The 19,020-nt window shown below is 62.1% G+C and carries 12 protein-coding genes; 4 read left to right on the plus strand and 8 right to left on the minus strand.

What is annotated here, in order from left to right; translation table 11 throughout:
• Positions 1 to 31 precede the first annotated feature (31 nt).
• Positions 32 to 802, minus strand: a complete 771-nt coding sequence (gene rpsB / locus AC0V6T_RS08610) for a 30S ribosomal protein S2 (RefSeq protein ID WP_007163687.1) — start codon at positions 800 to 802, stop codon at positions 32 to 34.
• A 321-nt stretch (positions 803 to 1,123) separates the two neighbouring features.
• Here rpsB and AC0V6T_RS08615 point away from each other — a divergent pair, with 321 nt between their 5' ends.
• On the plus strand, positions 1,124 to 1,396 hold the full coding sequence (locus AC0V6T_RS08615) for a hypothetical protein (RefSeq protein WP_486126048.1): 273 nt from the start codon (positions 1,124 to 1,126) through the stop codon (positions 1,394 to 1,396).
• Here AC0V6T_RS08615 and pssA read toward each other — a convergent pair.
• Positions 1,374 to 2,240: a CDP-diacylglycerol--serine O-phosphatidyltransferase gene (pssA, locus tag AC0V6T_RS08620; protein ID WP_007163685.1), complete on the minus strand. Its 867-nt coding sequence runs from the start codon at positions 2,238 to 2,240 to the stop codon at positions 1,374 to 1,376. The two genes, AC0V6T_RS08615 and pssA, sit on opposite strands and share 23 nt — an antisense overlap.
• Positions 2,241 to 2,283: 43 nt before the next feature.
• Positions 2,284 to 3,036: a phosphatidylserine decarboxylase gene (locus AC0V6T_RS08625; RefSeq protein ID WP_007163684.1), complete on the minus strand. Its 753-nt coding sequence runs from the start codon at positions 3,034 to 3,036 to the stop codon at positions 2,284 to 2,286.
• Positions 3,037 to 3,188: 152 nt separating this feature from the next.
• On the opposite strand from AC0V6T_RS08625, the gene AC0V6T_RS08630 reads away from it, so the two are divergent.
• Complete coding sequence (locus AC0V6T_RS08630) at positions 3,189 to 4,319, plus strand: phosphatase PAP2 family protein (protein ID WP_486126051.1); 1,131 nt, start codon at positions 3,189 to 3,191, stop codon at positions 4,317 to 4,319.
• On the opposite strand, the gene AC0V6T_RS08635 is transcribed toward AC0V6T_RS08630, so the two are convergent.
• Positions 4,280 to 5,446: a beta-ketoacyl-ACP synthase III gene (locus AC0V6T_RS08635; RefSeq protein WP_486126053.1), complete on the minus strand. Its 1,167-nt coding sequence runs from the start codon at positions 5,444 to 5,446 to the stop codon at positions 4,280 to 4,282. The genes AC0V6T_RS08630 and AC0V6T_RS08635 overlap by 40 nt on opposite strands.
• A gap of 210 nt (positions 5,447 to 5,656) precedes the next feature.
• Between AC0V6T_RS08635 and AC0V6T_RS08640 the strand changes: the two genes are divergently transcribed.
• Together AC0V6T_RS08640 and AC0V6T_RS08645 are read left to right on the plus strand one after the other, a co-directional pair.
• Positions 5,657 to 11,209, plus strand: coding sequence for an AMP-binding protein (locus AC0V6T_RS08640; protein WP_486126055.1), 5,553 nt, complete (start codon positions 5,657 to 5,659; stop codon positions 11,207 to 11,209).
• Positions 11,206 to 14,859, plus strand: coding sequence for an SDR family NAD(P)-dependent oxidoreductase (locus AC0V6T_RS08645; protein ID WP_486126057.1), 3,654 nt, complete (start codon positions 11,206 to 11,208; stop codon positions 14,857 to 14,859). The genes AC0V6T_RS08640 and AC0V6T_RS08645 overlap by 4 nt, the downstream gene beginning before the upstream one ends.
• Here AC0V6T_RS08645 and AC0V6T_RS08650 read toward each other — a convergent pair.
• From AC0V6T_RS08650 to AC0V6T_RS08665, 4 genes are read right to left on the minus strand one after another with little or no spacing between them, the layout of a single operon-like run.
• Positions 14,856 to 15,302, minus strand: a complete 447-nt coding sequence (locus AC0V6T_RS08650; protein ID WP_486126059.1) for a response regulator — start codon at positions 15,300 to 15,302, stop codon at positions 14,856 to 14,858. The genes AC0V6T_RS08645 and AC0V6T_RS08650 overlap by 4 nt on opposite strands.
• A 4-nt stretch (positions 15,303 to 15,306) precedes the next feature.
• Complete coding sequence (locus AC0V6T_RS08655) at positions 15,307 to 17,256, minus strand: sensor histidine kinase (RefSeq protein ID WP_486126061.1); 1,950 nt, start codon at positions 17,254 to 17,256, stop codon at positions 15,307 to 15,309.
• Positions 17,253 to 17,906, minus strand: coding sequence for a response regulator (locus tag AC0V6T_RS08660; RefSeq protein ID WP_486126063.1), 654 nt, complete (start codon positions 17,904 to 17,906; stop codon positions 17,253 to 17,255). Before AC0V6T_RS08660 ends, AC0V6T_RS08655 begins: the two co-directional genes overlap by 4 nt.
• The gene (locus tag AC0V6T_RS08665) at positions 17,903 to 18,994 is read right to left on the minus strand and encodes a sensor histidine kinase (protein WP_486126065.1); all 1,092 of its coding nucleotides are present in this window, start codon (positions 18,992 to 18,994) and stop codon (positions 17,903 to 17,905) included. Before AC0V6T_RS08665 ends, AC0V6T_RS08660 begins: the two co-directional genes overlap by 4 nt.
• Between the last annotated feature and the right edge of the window lie 26 nt (positions 18,995 to 19,020).

Here is a 19,020-nt window from a genome sequence, read left to right on the forward strand (position 1 = left end):
GACGAGCGGGTTGCGCACCCGCCCGGTCGGATCAGGCTTCAGCCGGAGCTTCTTCAGCGGTCGGTTCGGCAGGCGGGGTTTCGGATGCACCGAAATCTTCGCCCGACTGCTCGACAGCCTGGCCACGACCGGCATTCGCCGCGTCGCTGATGGCCTGGCAGTAAAGACGAACGGCACGGCTTGCATCGTCGTTGCCCGGAACCGGGAATGCGATGCCGGTCGGGTCGACGTTGGTGTCGAGCACTGCGATCACCGGAATGCCGAGCACGGCTGCTTCCTTGATGGCGAGGTCTTCCTTGTTGGCGTCGATCACGAACATCACGTCCGGAATGCCGCCCATGTCGCGGATACCGCCGAGCGAAAGCTCGAGCTTGTCGCGCTCACGCGTGAGCTGGAGGACTTCCTTCTTGGTGAAGCCGCTGGTGTCGCCCGAAAGCTGCTCTTCAAGGGTCTTGAGACGCTTGATCGAGCCGCTGATGGTCTTCCAGTTGGTGAGCATGCCGCCCAGCCAACGGTGGTTGACGAAGTGCTGGCCCGACTGGCGTGCAGCTTCGGCGATAGGCTCCTGAGCCTGACGCTTGGTGCCGACGAACAGAACCTTGCCGCCTGCGCGAACGGTCTGCTCAACGAAGTCGAGAGCGCGCGCAAACAGCGGAACGGTCTGCGACAGGTCGATGATGTGAACACCGTTGCGGTTGCCGAAGATGTACGGCTTCATCCGCGGGTTCCAGCGGTGGGTCTGGTGGCCGAAGTGTGCGCCGGCCTCAATCAATTGCTGCATGGTGACGGTAGTGGCCGCCATAGGTATTTCCTTTCCGGTTGTTCCTCTGAAAGGCCGTGGAAACTTGAACTGGCGGAGATCCCGCTCGGCAAGCACCGGTATGTGTGGCCTTCCATGTGAATTTCACTTGGCGTTGCAGGCGGTGATTCGCCTTCGCAGACAAGTGAGGCCGCGCACATAGGGGCATCGACCCACAAAATCTAGGGCCAAGTGAAACTATTGGAACACAAATGGAACAAACTGCTTGACCCTGTGGAACACTTGGTGAACAAGGGTCGCGGAACAAACGCCGAACTTAAATGATCGGCGGGGGTTTCGAAAGGGAAGGAAAGGACCGCTCACATGATGCTCGCAATGATCCTCACAGCGTTGTTCACCGTGACAGCGATCGCCACCGGGCTGAGCCTCATCGACAGCTGGATCCGTGGTAGCAGCGCTTATGGCGTGCTGCGCCGCGAACAGGCATTGCTCGATGCGGGCTTCGTTCCGGCGGTTGAGGCACGCGATACGCGCCTTCGTCGTCCCGCCTCGTCCCAGCCGCGTCGCACGGTCGCATCGGCCATACGCTCGCACGGTCGCAAGCGCGCTCTCGCTAGCCTTCAGCTTGCCGGTTAGCCGCCCTTAAAGCGCGGCGGCGCTTGACCTTGCCGTACTTGAACAGAGCGTACGGCATCAGCGCGAGATAGGTCAGGCTGATTGCGGTCAGCGTCCACCAAGGCTCAAGCAGCAAGGCCGCAAAGGCGAGCGCGACGAGCGCAATCACCCACAAACGAATGCCCCTGCGTGGCCGGATCGCAGTCCAGCTAAGCGTCGCCATGTTCGAAATCAGCAAGACCGCAATAATGCTGACCCAGATTGCAAGGATCAGCGGGTCGCGGAAAATCGGCTCACCTGTTTCGAGCCACAGGTAGCACGGCGTAAAGGCCAGCCCTGCCCCGACGGGAGCGGGAACACCGGTTAGGAAACCAGCGGATTTGTGCGGTTGGTCCTCCACATCGATCCTGGCGTTGAACCTAGCGAGCCTGAGAGCACAGCAGATCGCAAAAGCGAGCGCGGCAAACCATCCGAAACGGCTCAGATCCTGAAGCGCCCACATGTAGAGAATGAGCGCGGGTGCCATGCCAAAGGACAAGCAATCAGCCAGACTGTCGAGCTCGGCCCCGAAGCGCGACTGGGCATTGAGCAACCGCGCGATGCGCCCGTCCATGCCGTCGAGCACACCAGCGAGCGCGATCATCAGGATCGCGTAGGCCCACTGCTCCTCGATCGCGAAACGCACTGCGGTAAGTCCTGCGCACAGGGCCGCAGCCGTGATCGCATTGGGAAGCATCGCGCGAAGCGTCAGGCCTCCGCCGGAGGTATCATCGCTCCCCGGTTCGCCTTCTTCGCCTTCATAGCCCTTGGGTCCAACGCGTGCGGGCGAGGTACCGGTCTTTTTGCGAGAGTTGCGGTTGCTCATGCAGAGCCTACTCGCATCGCGCGCTCTTGGTTCCCGGCGCGCGTTATTGCGCGATCCCTTCAAGCAATGCCTGACCGCCGACTTCGGCAAGGATCGTTTCACCAGCAATAATCCGCTGTCCCATCAGCACCTTGGGATCGGTTCCTGCGGGCAAATATACGTCGACGCGGCTACCGAAACGGATGAGACCCACCCGCTGGCCCTTCGCAACAAGATCGCCCGGCTTCACAAACGGCACGATCCGGCGAGCGACCAGCCCGGCGATCTGCGTGAAGCCGATCTTGAGGCCGTCGGTGCGCTCAATCAGGATGTGCTGGCGCTCGTTCTCTTCGCTCGCCTTGTCGAGGTCGGCATTCACGAACTTGCCCGGCACATAGACCACGCGCCGGATCGTGCCAGCGATGGGCGCGCGATTGATGTGAACGTCGAACACGCTCATGAAAATCGAGATGCGCGTCACCGGTCCGCTAGCAAGACCCTGACTTCCTGAGCCATCGTCCATCTGAAGCTCGGAAGGTGGTTCAACCTGCTGGATGAGCGTCACCAGACCATCGGCCGGAGCAACGATCGCATTGTCGCTTTGCGGGATCACCCGTTCCGGGTCGCGGAAGAATGCAAAGACGCCTGCTGACAAAAGCAGCAACGGCCAGCCGATGATTTCCCAATCGAGAATGATCAACGGAACCAGCGCAATCGCAATCGCGATCACGCCATATTTGCGCCCTTCTGGGTGAATTGCGGGCCAACCCCAGCTTGCATCGCCGCGGCCCTGATTATCGAGTATTTCGCCTGCCATAGATGCTGCATCTAAGAACCGGCCCGCAAGCAAGCAAGACGTTTGCGCGCGCAGCACACGGATTGAGCCTCGCAATTGCCGCTAGCGAGCGCCCGCGCACGCCCGAAGATCAACCGTTTCTTAAGTTGTTTACCATAATTCGCGATGTCGTGATGAGCACCATTTCAAAAGCATCGCCGCGCGCGCCCTCAAGCGACACGGGCGTCTCATATCGTGATGTCGGCGCCCTCACCCGGCGCTACCTTGGCGAAGTCCCGATCTACGTCATCTCGCTGACGCTGATGTCTTTCTGCATCGGGCTGCTGATGACATATGGGATATCGCCAAGCCTTGGCGGCGCGCTGGTAAACAGCCAGTTGTTCCTGATGTTCGTGCTGATCCTGCTTTGCTACGACAGCACGGTGCAGATCGTCCGGCATCGCCCGAAGAGTCCGATCAGCTTCCTGCGCGAACGCTATTTCGCAAAGCCCTTGTGGCGAGAGATTGCGGCTGGCTTGCCACTGATCGCCATTGCCATTCTGGTGTTGCCGTTCTTCTCGAAGATGAAATCGGCAATCCCGCTTTTCCAGGATTACGTCTGGGATCAGGCTTTCATCGACTGGGATCGCGCCATTTTCCTTGGCAATGATCCCTGGCAGGTGATGCAGCCGGTGTTGGGCTTCCCGATCGTCACTGCGTTTCTTGCCCTCCTCTACCACCTCTGGTTCCTGCTTCTGTACCCGGGCGTCCTGTTCTTTGTGTTTGCGCGGATCGACAGCCGGGTGCGTCGCCAGTTCTTCCTGACCTATGTGCTGAGCTGGCTCCTGATCGGCGGCCTCATGGCAACGCTGCTCGCATCGGTTGGCCCATGCTTCGTGGGCCCCATGCTCGGCAACTCGACCTTCGACGCGCAGATGGCCTACCTTTACGCCGCGAACGAAGAGGTTCCGATCATGGTCCTGTCGGTTCAGGAGATGTTGCTCGAACGCTATGCCAATGCCGATAGCGGCCTTGGCAGCGGCATCACCGCGATGCCGAGCATGCACTGCGCCATCGCATTCCTCTACTGGATTGCCGTGCGCCGCGTGTCGAGTAAGTGGGGCGCGTTCTTTGGCGTGTTCTTCTTCATCACGTGGATCAGCAGCGTCCACCTCGCCTACCACTATGCGGTCGACGGGCTGGTTTCACTGCTCGCCGTGGCGGCGATCTGGTGGGCGTCGCAGCGCATCATCGCTGCGTGGGACCGTTTCCTTGAAGCGCGTGCTCAGGCGACCTTGCGCACGAACACTGTACCGGCGGAATAACCCGCACCGAACGAACAGATCAGGCCGTTATCGCCAGCCTTCAGGTCATCGCTGTGCTGGTGAAATGCAATGATCGAACCTGCGCTTGACGTGTTGCCATAGGTGTCGAGCACGGTCGGGCTTTCATCCGAATTGGCTTCGTGGCCAAGCACACGCTGAGCGATCAGGCGGTTCATGCCGGCATTGGCCTGATGCAGCCACAGGCGGCGCAGGGTTGCAGGATCCATCTGGAGCTTCTCGGCCTCTTCGATGATCATTTCCGCGACCATCGGCACGACTTCCTTGAACACCTTGCGGCCTTCCTGAACGAACAGCTTGTCGGGCTCGCCGATGCTTTCCGGGTGAGCGCGGTTGAGGAAGCCGAAATTGTTGCGGATGTTGTTTGAGAATACGGTCTTCAGCTTGGTGCTGAGGATTTCCCAGTGCTGCTCGGGCGCGATGGCGGCATCCTCGACCAGCACGGCGGTCGCGACATCGCCGAAGATGAAGTGGCTGTCGCGGTCGCGCCAGTTGAGGTGGCCCGACGTGATCTCGGGACTGACGACCAGCACGCTCTTCGCGTTGCCTGCGCGCACATAGTCGGCGGCGGTCTGAATGCCGAAGGTGGCCGACGAGCACGCGACATTCATGTCGAAGCCGAAGCCCTCGATACCAAGCGCCTGCTGAATCTCGATCGCCATAGCCGGATAAGGACGCTGCATGTTGGAAGCGGCGCAAAGCACAGCGTCGACGTCCTTCGCATCGCGCCCTGCCCGCTCGAGCGCCTGCTTGGCAGCGATCACGCCGATCTCCGCCATCAGCGAAATCTCATCATTGCTGCGGTCTTCGATGCGCGGGGTCATGATTTCCGGATCGAGGATCGGAGCCTTGCTCATCACGTGGCGCGATTTGATGCCGCTCGCCTTCTCGATGAACTCGACCGAGGAGTGCGGCATCGGCTCGATATCGCCTGCATCGATTGCGTCCGCATTGGAGGCATTGAAGCGATCTGCATACTCGTTGAAGCTGGCAACCAGCTCTTCGTTGGAGATCGATTCTTCGGGGGTGAAGAGGCCGGTCGCAGAGATGACGGGACGGCCCGTCAGGGGGCGTGCGTTCGGCGCTTTTTCGGAGACAGTCTGTTGCATGGCCTGCGTCAATACGTAGGCCCGAAACCCGCCGCAAGACCCGTGTGGACAGGTGCTTTTCGGCAAGTGAGGAACCGTTTCGTCTCGCTGCCGTTTCTTGACTGAAAATTGCGCCGGATCGGTGTCGAAAGGCACAAAAAGAGCGCAAGGGGTTTCGCTTGCGACACATTTTGCGTAAGCGCCCCGTAACCGTCTTGTGGGATCATCACAATGATTGGGGAGGGCGATGACATCGGTTCGTCCAATAATTTGGAAAAACAGTCTCACGGCCTGAGAATATCGGACCGTGATCACTTCCAGCGACTCAGGGAAGAATGCCGGAGCGATCCGGGCGAATTTCATGGGCGACTGGCCAAACGAGCAATTTGCTGGCTGATCGAAGGGCCCGGAGGCAATCCGGCATGGGCCTTCTACGACGATGCCGCTAAGACATGGACAGGGTGGGACGCATCAAGCGCCGCCCCGATAACGCTCGACCTGCCCGAAAGCTTTGAGCCGTGGGAACGCGCTTTCAACGATGACGACCCGCCCAACTGGCGCTGGTTCGAAGGCGGGCTGACCAGCACCGCGTTCAACGAAGTCGACCGCCACGTCTTGTCCGGCCACGGCGATGAAGCCGCAATGATCTTCGAAGGCGACCGCTGGAACATGGCCAGCGAAGGCGGGCGCGGTTGCCCCGTGGACAGCGAAGTGATCTCGCGACGCAAGCTGCTCCTCGAAAGCGCAAAATGCGCGCTCGCGCTAAAGGCATTGGGCCTTGAGGCAGGCGACCGCATCGCGCTCAACATGCCGAGCATTCCGGAACAGATTTACTGGACGCAGGGCGCGAAGCGGATGGGTATCGTCTACACGCCTGTCTTCGGCGGATTCAGCGACAAGACCCTCTCCGACCGCATCGCCGATGCAGGCGCGAAAGTGGTCGTCACCGCCGATGGCTCATACCGCAACGCGCAGATGGTGCCGTTCAAACCGAGCTACACCGACCCCGCGCTCGACAACTTCATCGCGGTCCCGGTGGCGATGGAACTGCTCGGGCAAGCGCTCGAAAACCGCGAGCTTGAGGTGGCGCCCGAACATGCAGGCCTCATCCGCAGCGAGGTCGCCGACCTGCTCGATGGCGAGGTTACGGTCGAACGATCCGACGTGATGCGCGGGGTCGGCAAGGCGCTGACCGCGATCGCATCGGGCGAAGCGGCGGGCGGCGCGATGACCCCGCGACAGGCGGCGCAATTGCGCATCGCCATCGCCAGCGCGCTTGTGGACTCCCCTCCCCGCGTCGACGCGGTGGTGGTTGTCAAGCACACCGCGCAGCCCGACCTGCCCTGGAACGAGGCGCGCGACCATTGGAGCGACAACCTCACCGCTGCGGCAGGCGAGGAACTGCTCAAGGCTGCTCGCGATGCCGGTTTCGACATCGCCGATGAAGAGGCGCTGCTCGCGCTCTCCGACACCGAATTCGTGCGCGCTATCTGGGCCGGTGCGCCGGTGCTTGCAGTCGATGCCGAATACCCCAACTTCATTATCTACACCTCGGGCTCCACCGGAAAGCCCAAGGGCGTCGTTCACGTCCATGGCGGCTATGCAAGCGGTGTTGCCGCGACCATGCCTGCCGCCTTCGGGGCCGAGCCGGGCGATGTCATGTATGTCGTCGCCGATCCGGGCTGGATTACGGGCCAAAGCTACCAGATCGCCGCCTCGCTCCTGTCGCGGGTGACGACGGTCATCACCGAAGGTTCGCCCGTTTTTCCCCACGCGGGCCGCTTTGCCTCGATCATCGAGCGATATGGCGTCAACGTGTTCAAGGCGGGCGTCACCTTCCTCAAGTCGGTGATGCAGAACCCGGAGAACCTTAAGGACATCCAGCGCTACGACCTCGCCAGCCTGAAGGTCGCAACCTTCTGCGCAGAGCCGGTTTCCCCCGCGGTTCAGGCCTTCGCGATGGAGCATATCACTCACCGCTACATCAATTCCTACTGGGCGACCGAGCATGGCGGGATGGTGTGGACGCACTTCGCCGATGCGGACGGCTTCCCGCTTGAGGCCGACGCGCACACTTATCCGCTGCCCTGGATCATGGGCGACGTCTGGGTCGAGGACGCGGACGGTTCCAGCAATGGCCCGGTCGAATATGAGCGCGACACCGGCACCGGCGGCGCGCCGTGGCGGGTGGCCGAGGATGGCGAGAAGGGCGAGATCGTCATCGCGCTCCCCTACCCCTACCTCACCCGCACGATCTGGGGCGATGTCGAGAATTTCACGGTCGAGCACGTGGGCAATCTGGCCCGCGTAGCAGGTGGTTGGCGTGGCGATGAGGTCCGCTACGCCGACACCTACTGGCAGCGATGGAAGGGCGCATGGGCCTACACGCAAGGCGACTTTGCCATGCGCCATCCGGACGGCTCTTTCTCGCTCCACGGTCGCTCTGACGATGTGATCAACGTCTCGGGCCACCGCATCGGGACCGAGGAAATCGAAGGCGCGATCCTGCGCGACAAGGCGCTCGATCCCAACTCGCCGGTTGGCAATGTGATCGTGATCGGCGCGCCTCATTCGCAGAAAGGTGTGACCCCGATCGCCTTCGTCACCCCGGTCGAAGGCCACCGCCTGACGCAGGACGACAAGCGCCGCCTGACCGACCTCGTGCGCACCGAAAAGGGCGCGGTGGCTGTGCCTCAGGACTTCATCGAGCTGTCCGAGTTTCCAGAGACGCGCTCGGGCAAATACATGCGCCGAATGGTGCGCGCCGTGGTCGAGGGCGGGGAAGTCGGCGATGCCTCCACCCTTCGCAATCCCGAGAGCCTCGATGAACTCGCGCGCGCGGTCGATGGCTGGAAGCGGCGGCAATCGCTGTCTGACACGCAGGCCCTGTTTGAGCGCTATCGCTTCTTCACGATCCAGTACAATCTGGTGGCCCCAGGCAAGCGGGTCGCGACCGTCACGGTCAAGAACCCTCCGGTCAACGCGCTCAACGAACGCGCACTCGACGAACTCGTGATCATTGCAGAGCACCTTGCGCGCAAGGACGATGTCGCAGCCGTGGTCTTCACCGGCAGCGGCACGGCGAGCTTCGTTGCAGGCGCAGACATTCGCCAGATGCTGGAGGAAGTGAACAGCGTCGATGAGGCCAAGGCTCTGCCCGACAACGCGCAGCTCGCCTTCCGCACGATCGAGGAAATGGACAAACCCTGCATCGCCGCGATTCAGGGCGTGGCGCTTGGCGGCGGGATGGAGTTCGCGCTCGCCTGCCACTACCGCGTCGCCGAACCCAAGGCGCGTTTTGGGCAGCCAGAGATCAATCTGCGGCTGCTTCCCGGTTATGGCGGCACACAGCGCCTCCCGCGCCTGCTCGCGGAACGGGGCGGAGAGACGGGGCTTCGCGATGCGCTCGACCTGATCCTTGGAGGGCGGGCGATTGATGCCGACGCCGCGCTTGCGATCGGGGCGGTCGATGCGCTCGCGGATGGGTCGGACAATGCGCTCAGCCACGCCCACGCGATGGTCCGCGAATTCGTGCGGTCGGGTGGCGACAGTGCACTCGGCAAAGCCTTCGCCGCTCGCAAAACCCAAACGCAAAGCTGGCACGAACCCGCAAGCATCGACCTCGACGCGGTGCTACAAGACGAATTTCTGCAACGTATCCTCAATCAGCTCGAATGGGCAGGCCGCGACAAGGCGGGGGAGCGTGCGCTGGACGCGGTGCGGACCGGCTGGACGCAGGGCATGACAGCGGGGCTCGAATGCGAGGCGCAGCGCTTTGCCGAGGCCATCATCGATCCCGAAGGCGGCAAGACCGGCATCCAGCAATTCATGGACAAGCAGTCCCCGCCCCTACCCGTGCGCCGCGATGGCGTGTGGGAGGATGATCTGCACGAGGCGACCAAGACCGCGTTGATCGAGGCGGGCGACCTCTTGCCGCTGGGCGCACCGTTCTACCCCGGCGTCACCGCCATCCCGCCAAAACAACTCGCCTTCGGCATCGCCCGCCATCCTGACACAGGCACGCCGCGCTTTGGCCCACCGGAAACGCATGAGCGCGAGCTTGTCGTGAATACTCCCAGACCGGGACCGAACGAGGCGCTCATCTACCTCCTCTCATCGGAAGTGAACTTCAACGACATCTGGGCGCTCACCGGCATCCCGGTCTCGCCTTTCGATGCACATGACGAAGACGTGCAGATCACCGGATCGGGCGGGCTCGCGCTCGTCGCCGCGCTCGGCAGCGAGCTGAAGGAAGAGGGCCGCTTGCAAGTGGGCGACCTTGTCTCGGTCTATTCGGGGACGAGCGAATTGCTCTCGCCGCTTGCAGGCGATGATCCGATGTATGCGGGCTTCGCGATCCAGGGCTACGAGACCAAGACCGGCAGCCATGCGCAATTCCTGACCGTTCAGGGACCGCAATTGCACCGCCCGCCAGCCGACCTGACGCTTGAGCAAGCAGGCGCTTACACGCTCAACCTTGGCACCGTGGCGCGCTGCCTTTTCACTACGCTGGAAATACAGGCGGGAAAGACCGCCTTCGTCGAAGGGTCGGCGACGGGCACGGGTCTCGATGCGCTCAAGTCTTCGGTTCGCACCGGCCTCGCCGTGACAGGCCTCGTCTCGAGCGAAGACCGCGCAGAGTTCGTGAAATCTCACGGCGCTGTCGGCGCGATCAATCGCAAGGACCCCGAGATTGCCGACTGCTTCACGCCCGTCCCAGACGACCCTGACGAAGCACGCCAATGGGAAGCGGATGGCGAGAAACTCCTCGACGCCTACCGCGCAATGAATGGCGGCAAGCTCGCCGATTACGTGGTCAGCCATGCTGGCGAACGCGCTTTCCCGCGCTCGTTCCAGCTTCTCGCGGAAGGTGGGCGGCTCGCCTTTTATGGCGCGTCATCGGGCTATCACTTCTCCTTCATGGGCAAAGGCGGCGAAGCGCGGCCCGAGGAGATGCTCGCGCGTGCGAACCTGCGCGGTGGGGAGAGCGTGCTGCTCTATTACGGCCCCGGCTCGCACGAACTGGCGGACGAAAAGGGCCTCGAAATGGTCGAGGCAGCGCGCCTGATGAAAGCGCGCATGGTGATCGTCACCACCAGCGACGGACAGCGTGAATTCCTCCAATCGCTGGGCCTCGAGGACGCTGTCGAAGGCATTGTCAGCATCGAGGGCCTCAAGCGCCGCCTTTCGGACTTCCACTGGCCCGACACGCTCCCGCGCCTGCCCGATGCGCGGACCGATATCGAGAACTTCAAGATCGGCGTGCGCGCCTATCAGCAGAACACGATGAAGCCGTTCGGGACGGCAGTGGGCAAGCTGCTGCGATCGCCCGACAACCCGCGCGGTGTGCCCGACCTCGTGATCGAGCGTGCGGGGCAGGATACGCTCGGCGTCTCGACCTCGCTCGTCAAACCGTTCGGCGGGCGCGTAATCTATGCCGAGGAGATGGCCGGGCGCCGCTACACTTTCTACGCCCCGCAGGTCTGGACCAGGCAGAGGCGCATCTACATGCCGTGCGCCGAGATCTTCGGCACGCACCTGTGCAACGCCTACGAAGTGACGATGATGAACGAAATGGTCGCAGCCGGCCTGCTCGACGTCACCGAACCAACCATGGTCCCCTGGGAGGGTCTTCCCGAAGCGCACCAGTCGATGTGGGACAACCGCCATTCGGGCGCGACCTATGTGGTCAATCATGCCCTGCCCGCGATGGGCCTCACAACAAAAGACGAGCTGCTCGAATATTGGGCCGCCGTGCATTCTGACACCGGAGAGACGAGTTGAGCAAAGAAGGAAACGCCGCCAAGGGTCGTCTCGAAGGCAAGGTCGCGCTGATAACGGGTGCGGCAGGCAATCTCGGCAGCGAGATATCGCGTGCCTTTGCCCGCGAAGGCGCCTTCGTGGTGATGACAGGCCGGACCGAAGATCGCATTTCAGCAGCGCGCGAACAGCTCATCGCGGACATCGGCGTCGCGCCCGAGCGGATCGACACCGCCGTCCTCGATGGCGGCAATCCAGATTCGATCCGCGCAGCGATGGCAAAGCTTCGCAAAGAATATGGCCGGGTCGATATCCTCATCAACAATGCAGGTTCTGCTGGCCCCAAGCAGCCGCTCCACAACGTACCGCTCAGCCCTCAGGAGATGGAAGCGTGCGGCGATACCGAGACCGTCCGCGATGCGATGCTCAACATCCTTGGCGTCACCTGGAACATGGCGCGTATCGTTGCGCCCATGATGCCGGTGGGCGGCGCTATGGTGAATATCTCGACGATTTTCAGCCACACGCGCTATTACGGACGCACGGCTTATGTCGTGCCCAAGGCTGCGCTGAATGCGCTGTCAAACCAGCTTGCCAGCGAGCTCGGACCGCGCGGCATCCGCGTGAACACTGTCTTCCCCGGCCCGATTGAAAGCGACCGCATCCGCACCGTTTTTGCCGCGATGGACGAGGTGCAGAGCCAGCCCAAGGACACGACCGCAAACTACTTCACCGGTCGCATGGCGCTCACCCGCAGCGTCAACGGAAAGGTCGACGGCAAGCCTCTGCCCAACCCGAAGGATATCGCGGGGACGTGCCTGTTCCTTGCCAGTGAGGAAGCCGCAGGAATTGCGGGCGAGGAAGTGGACGTGACCCACGGTCTATCCGCCAACCGCACCTCGGCCTCGACCTATATGACCCGGCCATCAATGCGCTCGCTCGACGGGGCGGGTCTCAACATCTTCATCGTCTCGGGAGAGAACTGGGACGATGCGCTGGTCGCCGCTCACACACTGATCGGATCAGGCGCAAAGGTGCGCCTTGGCTTGGCTCGCAATGCCGACGTGGCGCAGGCCAATGCGCGGCTGAAAGCGCAAGGGATTGGCGAGGAGCTGACCGTTACCCGCTTCAACCGCGCAGAGCCCGATGCGATGGAAGACGCGCTCGCCGCGTTTTCCGGCGATGTCGACGGGGCGATCACCGGCGCGATCATCTTGCCGGTAAAACCCTCGGGCCACTTCACCGGATCGCTGCTCGCCGCCGACGATGATACCGTTACGAAGTTTATGGACACCGAGCTGGTGGGTGCGATTGCTGTTTCGCGCAGTCTTGCGCGGTATTGGCACGGGCGAGAGGACCTTCAGTCTCCTCCCCGCTGCGTTTTCATGACCAATCCGGGCGATCCGCTCGGAAACTCGTTTGCCTCGGTCCTTTCCGCCGGCATCACCCAGCTGATCCGCATCTGGCGCGATGAGGAACGCGTGCAGGCTGGCAATGGCTCGACCGAGCACGCCGTGTGGTCGAACCAGATCGTGCGCCACACCAATACCGAGGACGAGAACACCCGCTTTGCCTCGGGCCATGCCACCCGCGTCCTCTTCCGCGAACAGCACATCGCCGAGATTGACCTCAAGCTGCCCGCCAATATCAGCGAGGAAACCGGCTCGCGCAAAGCCATGGTCGGCTTTGCCGAGAACATCACCGGACTGCACCTTGGCAAGGTCGCTTTCATCACCGGTGGTTCGGCCGGGATCGGTGGGCAGGTTGCACGACTGCTCGCGCTTGCGGGCGCGAAAGTGATGATGGTCGCAAGACGCGAAAGCGAGCTTGTCGCCGCGCGTGACCGGATCGTGGGCGAGCTACAGGATATCGGCTTTGCCGGGGTCGAACGCCGCGTCAAATACATGGCCGATATCGACGTCAGCGACTTCGCCTCGCTCGACAAGGCGGTAGACGCGACGCTCGAGGAGTTCGGGCGGATTGATTACCTCATTAACAACGCAGGCGTCGCCGGCGCAGAGGACATGGTGATCGACATGGAGCCCGAAGCCTGGCGCTTCACGCTCGATGCGAACCTTATCTCCAACTACCACCTGATGCAGCGCGTCGTGCCGCTGATGAAGGAACAGGGCTCGGGTTACGTCCTCAATGTCTCGTCCTATTTCGGCGGTGAAAAGTTCCTCGCGGTCGCCTACCCCAACCGCGCCGATTACGGACTGTCGAAAGCGGGCCAGCGCGCCATGGTCGAGGCGTTCTCGCCGTTCCTCGGGCCAGAGGTGCAGTGCAACGCCATTGCGCCGGGCCCTGTCGATGGCGACCGCTTGTCCGGCACCGGCGGAAAACCCGGCCTGTTCCAGCGCCGCGCCAAGCTGATCCTTGAAAACAAGCGATTGAACGCGGTCTATTCCGCGGTGATCCACGCGATCCGCGATGGCGGCGATGCGGCGAAGATCCTGACGCGATTGTCGCGCAATTCGACTTCGACACTCAGCCATGACGCAGAAGCACCCGAGGAACTGCGCAAGCTCGCACTCGATTTCGCATCGCAGGGTGATGGGCTGTGCACCTGGGATCAGTATCTCCTGACCGACGCCATGGCGCAGCGTTTGCTGGTTCGTCTTCAGCTCGGCGGCTTCCTGCTCGGCTCGAACGAGTGGGCGAGCCTGTCGAGCAGCGAGCAGACATGGCTCAAACTCTCCCCTCCCGATGACAAGCCCTTCCTCCCCGCCGCACAGGTCGACAAGGTCGCAAGCGGCGTCGGCAAGGGCGTGATCTCGCAGCTTCACCTCGGCGCGATGCCGACCGAGGCGGAGGTTGCGCAAGCCACCGTCTTCTTCCTCGCCGACCGCGCTGTGAGCGGCGAAACCTTCATGCCGTCAGGTGGCCTGCGGGTCGAACGCTCCAACACCGAGCGCGAGATGTTCGGCAGCCCCAAGCAAGAGCGCATCGACAAGATGAAGGGGAAAACCGTCTGGATCATCGGCGAGCACCTGTCCGATTATGTCGCTGCGACTATCGAAGAGCTCGTATCAGGCTGCGGCGTCGCCAAGGTCGTGCTGATCGCCAAAGACAAGTCCGGTGAAAAGGCCGTGCGCGACCTGTTGCCCGGCGACCTTTCGAAAGACGCGCTCGAAGTGCTGATCGCGGGTGATGGGCTTGAGGAAGCGATGGACGAGGCGCTTGGCCATTGGGGCAAGCCCACCACGGTCCTGTCCATGCCGGGTGAACCCTTGCCCGATCACCTGTTCGAAGACGGCAACCCGCTTTCTACCAAGGATTTCGCGCATATGGTCGAGGCAAATATCACCCGCCACTATCGCGTGACGCGCAAGGCGTCGCTTTATGACGGATGCCAGGTCGTGCTGGTGTCGCCGGACGTGCCGTATGGCTCCGATGGTCCCGGAGTGGCGCTCGCCAATTTCGTCAAGACGAGCCTGCACGCTTTCACCGCGACGGTTGCGGTGGAGAATGAGAGGTTGGTCCACGACGTGCCGGTCAACCAGATCAACCTCACCCGCCGTGTCTCGAGCGAGGAACCGCGCGATGCTGACGAACATGCCGAGGAGTTGCGGCGCTTTACCCGTGCTGTTCTGCTGGTCGGCGCGCCGCTGCCGGATGCGCAGGACTCGCGCTACCGCTCGAAGATCTATCGCGGCACGTCGATGACGGTCTAGACGCCGGGGGCTGCGCGCAGACGTTCGTAAAGCAGCCGCGTTTCAAGCAGGTTGGAGATGCGAAGGCCCACTTCGATGACATCGAATGGCTTGGCGACGAAATCCTTCGCCCCGAGCGCAAGAGCCTTGCGCCGCGCCTGAATAGTCGTGTCCGCAGTCAGAACGAGGACGGGACGGAACTCATCCGCAGCGTCGTGGCGAGAGAACGCTTCGAGCAACTGAAACCCGTCCACCTCGGGCATCATGAGGTCGAGCAGGACGAGGTCCGGCTCAAGATCGATGTAAGTCTCGAGCGCCTTGGTCGAGTCGGTCAGGCAGTGGACGTCTTCGTACCCCTCGCGCTGCAAGAGATTGCGCAGGAGCGCGACATTCGCTTCCTCGTCATCAATCGCGAGGATACGGCGCGAGAGGATTTCCTCTGTCGCAATCAGTTGCTGGGGCATTTGGTCAGGACTCCTGATCGGCCTTGGGGCGGCTCTTTTCTGCTGGCTGGCTCGACAAGGTGAACCAGAAGCGGCTGCCGGGTTTGCGCGGGCTGTAGCCGATCTGACCGCCCATCGATTCCACCAGCCCTTTAGAAAGTGCGAGGCCGAGGCCAGTGCCTTCGGTCTTGTCGCGCTTGTGCTGTCCCAGACGGTCGAACGCGGTGAAAAGGCGAGATGCATTGGCGGGATCGATGCCGGGGCCGTCGTCCTCGACGAAGAAGGTCGCCGCGCCATCGCCGTCCAGGCTGGCGCCCAGCCGCACAAAGCTCCCCTCGACATTGTACTTCGCCGCATTGCCGACGAGGTTGAGGATCACCTGCGTCATGCGGCGCCGGTCTGCGACGACTTTCGCTCCTGCTTCAGGCAACGCCATTTCGAACGACAGGCCCGCGCTCGACACGATGGGTACGGCAAGATCGTGGACCTCTTCGAGCATTGCGGCGACGTCGACCTCTTCATATTCAAGCTCTGCCCCGCCTGCTTCGATGCTGGATATGTCGAGCAGATCGTTGATCAGCGACAACAAGTGACGGCCAGCCCTCGTGATCCGCTCAACCGCTTCCTGATGGGGTTGGCTGAAGTCCTCGAGGTCAATCTCGAGCAATTGCCCAAAACCAAGAATGGCGTTCAGCGGCGTGCGCAGTTCATGGCTGGTGCGCGAGAGGAACTCGCTCTTTGCAAGGCTCGCCGCGACAGCGTCTTCACGCGCCAGCCTCAGCGCTTCTTCGCTCCGCCGACGCTCCGTCATGTCGCGAGTGACCTTGGCAAAGCCCTGCAATTCGCCTGCTTCGTTGCGTAGTGCGGTGATAACGACGTTTGCCCAGAACACCGATCCATCCTTGCGCACGCGCCAGCCCTCGTCCTCGGCAGCGCCCTCGGCGCGCGCTCTTTCGAGCATCTGGTCGGGAAGATAATCGCGCGTGTCGTCAGGATAGAACTGGCTGAAATGCTGGCCGAGAATTTCTTCGGCTTGCCATCCCTTGATGCGTTCGGCCCCGAGGTTCCAGCTCGTGACAGTCCCGCCCGTATCGAGTGTGAAAATCCCGTAATCGCGCACTCGTTCGATCACGAGGCGGAAGCGTTCTTCGCTAGCTCGCAGATCGTCTTCACGCTTGCGCAAGAGTGCGCTTGCCCCGACCAACCTTTGCGAGAGGCGGCCAATTTCGTCTGCCTCTTCAGGAAGTTCGGTCAGCCGCTCTCCGCGCGCAAGCATCTCGGCGTTCTGCTCAAGCTTGCTGACCCGTCGCACGATGCCGGTCGAAAACAGATACACCGCCATGAGGCTGCCGAGCAGGCCGACGATCCCGCTAACCGCCGTCAGTGCGAAAAAGCGTGAGCGCACATCGTCCACCAGCGCACGGCGCTCATCGAGAACGATCGCTTCGAGGCGCTGGATGTTGTCGATCTCCTCTCGTACCGCATCAAGCGTCATCTTGCTGGCGAGCAGTGATTCCTCGATCTCGGTTTGCGTCGATGGCTGCGGAGATTGCGCGAGTGCGATCGTTTCACGAAGCCCTTCGCGCTTCTGTTCAACGACTCTCAGCAGGTCTTGGAAACCCGCTTGCACGCGGTCATCCTCGATAGCCACGTCGAGCCTTTGCAATGTCGGAGAAAGCTGGTTCTCCATGCGCTCATAAGGTTCAAGGAAGCGATCCTCGCGCGTCAGTGCATAGTCGCCAACACCCGCCGCTGCCTCTGCCAGCATGGCTCGAACCTGATAGATGTCGCGCTGGATCGCAAAGGCGCGGCGCACGTCATCCTCGGCTTCGGCCTCCGCATCGCTTGCAAGATACAGTGATGCGAGCGCCCCAATCAGGATGGCGAGTGGCAAGGCGATCACCACCACGCCTTTGTACGCAAGCGGGCGGTCAGCCCAAAAGCGGGTTGTTCGCGAGTTGGGCAAGGTGCTCACAGTGGGCTTGCCTGCCCCGACTTCAGCTTGACCGCCATCACTGCCGCCTGCGTGCGATCGGCAACGCCAAGCTTTCCGATCAGCCGTTCGACATGCACCTTCACCGTCGCAGGGCTGATATCGAGCTTTCTGGCGATTTCCTTGTTGGTCAGACCTTCCGCGACAAGTTCGACCACTTCCTGTTCGCGCGATGTTAGGATCTGCGAAAGGTCGCCTTTGGGTTCTGGCCGGTTTTCCGCGCGCATCGCGGCAGAGACAAGGTCGAGCGGTAAAGCCGACTGACCGGCCATGACCTGATTGATAGCAGCGCGAAGATCGCCGATTTCGGTGTCTTTCAGGACATATCCTGCTGCGCCCGCTGCCAGAGCCTCGCGCACATAGCCCGGCATCTCGTGAAGCGTCAGCATCACCACCTTGATCGGCAGACCAAGCGCGACAACCTGCCGTGTTGCTTCAAGGCCATCGATCCCATCGCCAAGCCGCACGTCCATCAAGATCACATCGGGGACCAGTGAGCCTGCAAGTTGAACCGCTTCTTCGCCGGTGCTGGCGAGGCCGACGACCTCCATTCCATCGCCCGCAAGAACAGCGCGCAGACCTTCTCTTGCGAGCTGGTGATCATCGACAATGAGGATGCGGGGAGCCGTCATGCCGAGTGTCCTGCCGGAAGTCGCGCTACGACGGTGACGCCGCCGCCATCGACGGCACGCCATTCGAGGGTCCCGCCGATCGCTGTCATGCGTTCTTTCATTACCTCGATCCCGACATTATGCCCGGGCCCATCGCCCTTAAGCCGTGTTTCTTCGGACGGGCCATTCCCATGGTCCGAGATGCGAAGAACGACTGGGTCGCTGTGAAGATCCGCTTCGACCGAGACTTCGCATGGCCCGCCTGCGTGCTTGTGGATGTTGGCAATGGCTTCCTGAGCCACACGGAACAGGGCTGTTTCAATGAGCGGAGAATGGCGCTGCGCGCGCGGAGTAATCCGCTGCGAGACAGTGAAGCCTTCCGCCTCCAACCCATCGCACAGCGATTGAAGCGCAGCGGGCAGGCCCAGATCGTCAAGCAAAGTGGGCCTCAAGCCACCAATGACCCGGCGCAACTCGGAAACGAGACTGCGCGCAACATTGGTGGGCGAAACCCCATCACTGCTTGCACCCGATTTTCCTACAGCCGTTTCCGCGCCCTCCAGAATGCGAACCAGCGCCGTCGCGGTTTGCGCCACGCCATCATGCAATTCGTGGCTGACCCGGCGGCGTTCTTCTTCCTGCGCGGTGAAAATCCTCTCAAGCAGCATCTCAAGGCGCTTTTCGCGCTCCTTCAGTGCGGCGACAAGTTCGCCCCGCTCGCTTTCTTTTTCGATGCGGTCGATCGTTGCGCCCATGAGCTCAAGCTCCATGCGCACAGCTTCGCGGTCTTCCTCATCGGGAATGTCGTCGAGCGCGTCGAGCCCGTCGATCACTATAGCAGCGAGCTTCTTTCCGTTTGGCCCCGGAGCGTGAATCGCGATCCCTTCAGCCCCCGGATCGATTACGATTACGGCCGAGCGCTTGCCCACGAAGAACGCCAGCCGCTCGGCACAGCGCGCCAGAATGCCATCCAAGGTCGAGGGATCGGCCTCGGCAAGCTCACGTCCCGACGTCGACAGCAGCCGCAAACGCGCGGCGCGCGCCTCTGCCGCGCGGTACAATTCGCGCAGCTCGGCAATCGTTTCGCCATCGGATGGCAGGGAGGACATGACCGCTTTCATGCAGACATATCTAA

The sequence above is a fragment of the Erythrobacter sp. S158 genome (assembly GCF_057364915.1).

Coding starts and splice junctions, on each gene's coding strand:
- rpsB (WP_007163687.1), bottom strand. CDS start 802: ATGGCGGCCACTACCGTCACCATGCAGCAATTGATTGAGGCCGGCGCA.
- AC0V6T_RS08615 (WP_486126048.1), top strand. CDS start 1,124: ATGATGCTCGCAATGATCCTCACAGCGTTGTTCACCGTGACAGCGATC.
- pssA (WP_007163685.1), bottom strand. CDS start 2,240: ATGAGCAACCGCAACTCTCGCAAAAAGACCGGTACCTCGCCCGCACGC.
- AC0V6T_RS08625 (WP_007163684.1), bottom strand. CDS start 3,036: ATGGCAGGCGAAATACTCGATAATCAGGGCCGCGGCGATGCAAGCTGG.
- AC0V6T_RS08630 (WP_486126051.1), top strand. CDS start 3,189: ATGAGCACCATTTCAAAAGCATCGCCGCGCGCGCCCTCAAGCGACACG.
- AC0V6T_RS08635 (WP_486126053.1), bottom strand. CDS start 5,446: ATGCAACAGACTGTCTCCGAAAAAGCGCCGAACGCACGCCCCCTGACG.
- AC0V6T_RS08640 (WP_486126055.1), top strand. CDS start 5,657: ATGATTGGGGAGGGCGATGACATCGGTTCGTCCAATAATTTGGAAAAA.
- AC0V6T_RS08650 (WP_486126059.1), bottom strand. CDS start 15,302: ATGCCCCAGCAACTGATTGCGACAGAGGAAATCCTCTCGCGCCGTATC.
- AC0V6T_RS08660 (WP_486126063.1), bottom strand. CDS start 17,906: ATGACGGCTCCCCGCATCCTCATTGTCGATGATCACCAGCTCGCAAGA.
- AC0V6T_RS08665 (WP_486126065.1), bottom strand. CDS start 18,994: ATGTCCTCCCTGCCATCCGATGGCGAAACGATTGCCGAGCTGCGCGAA.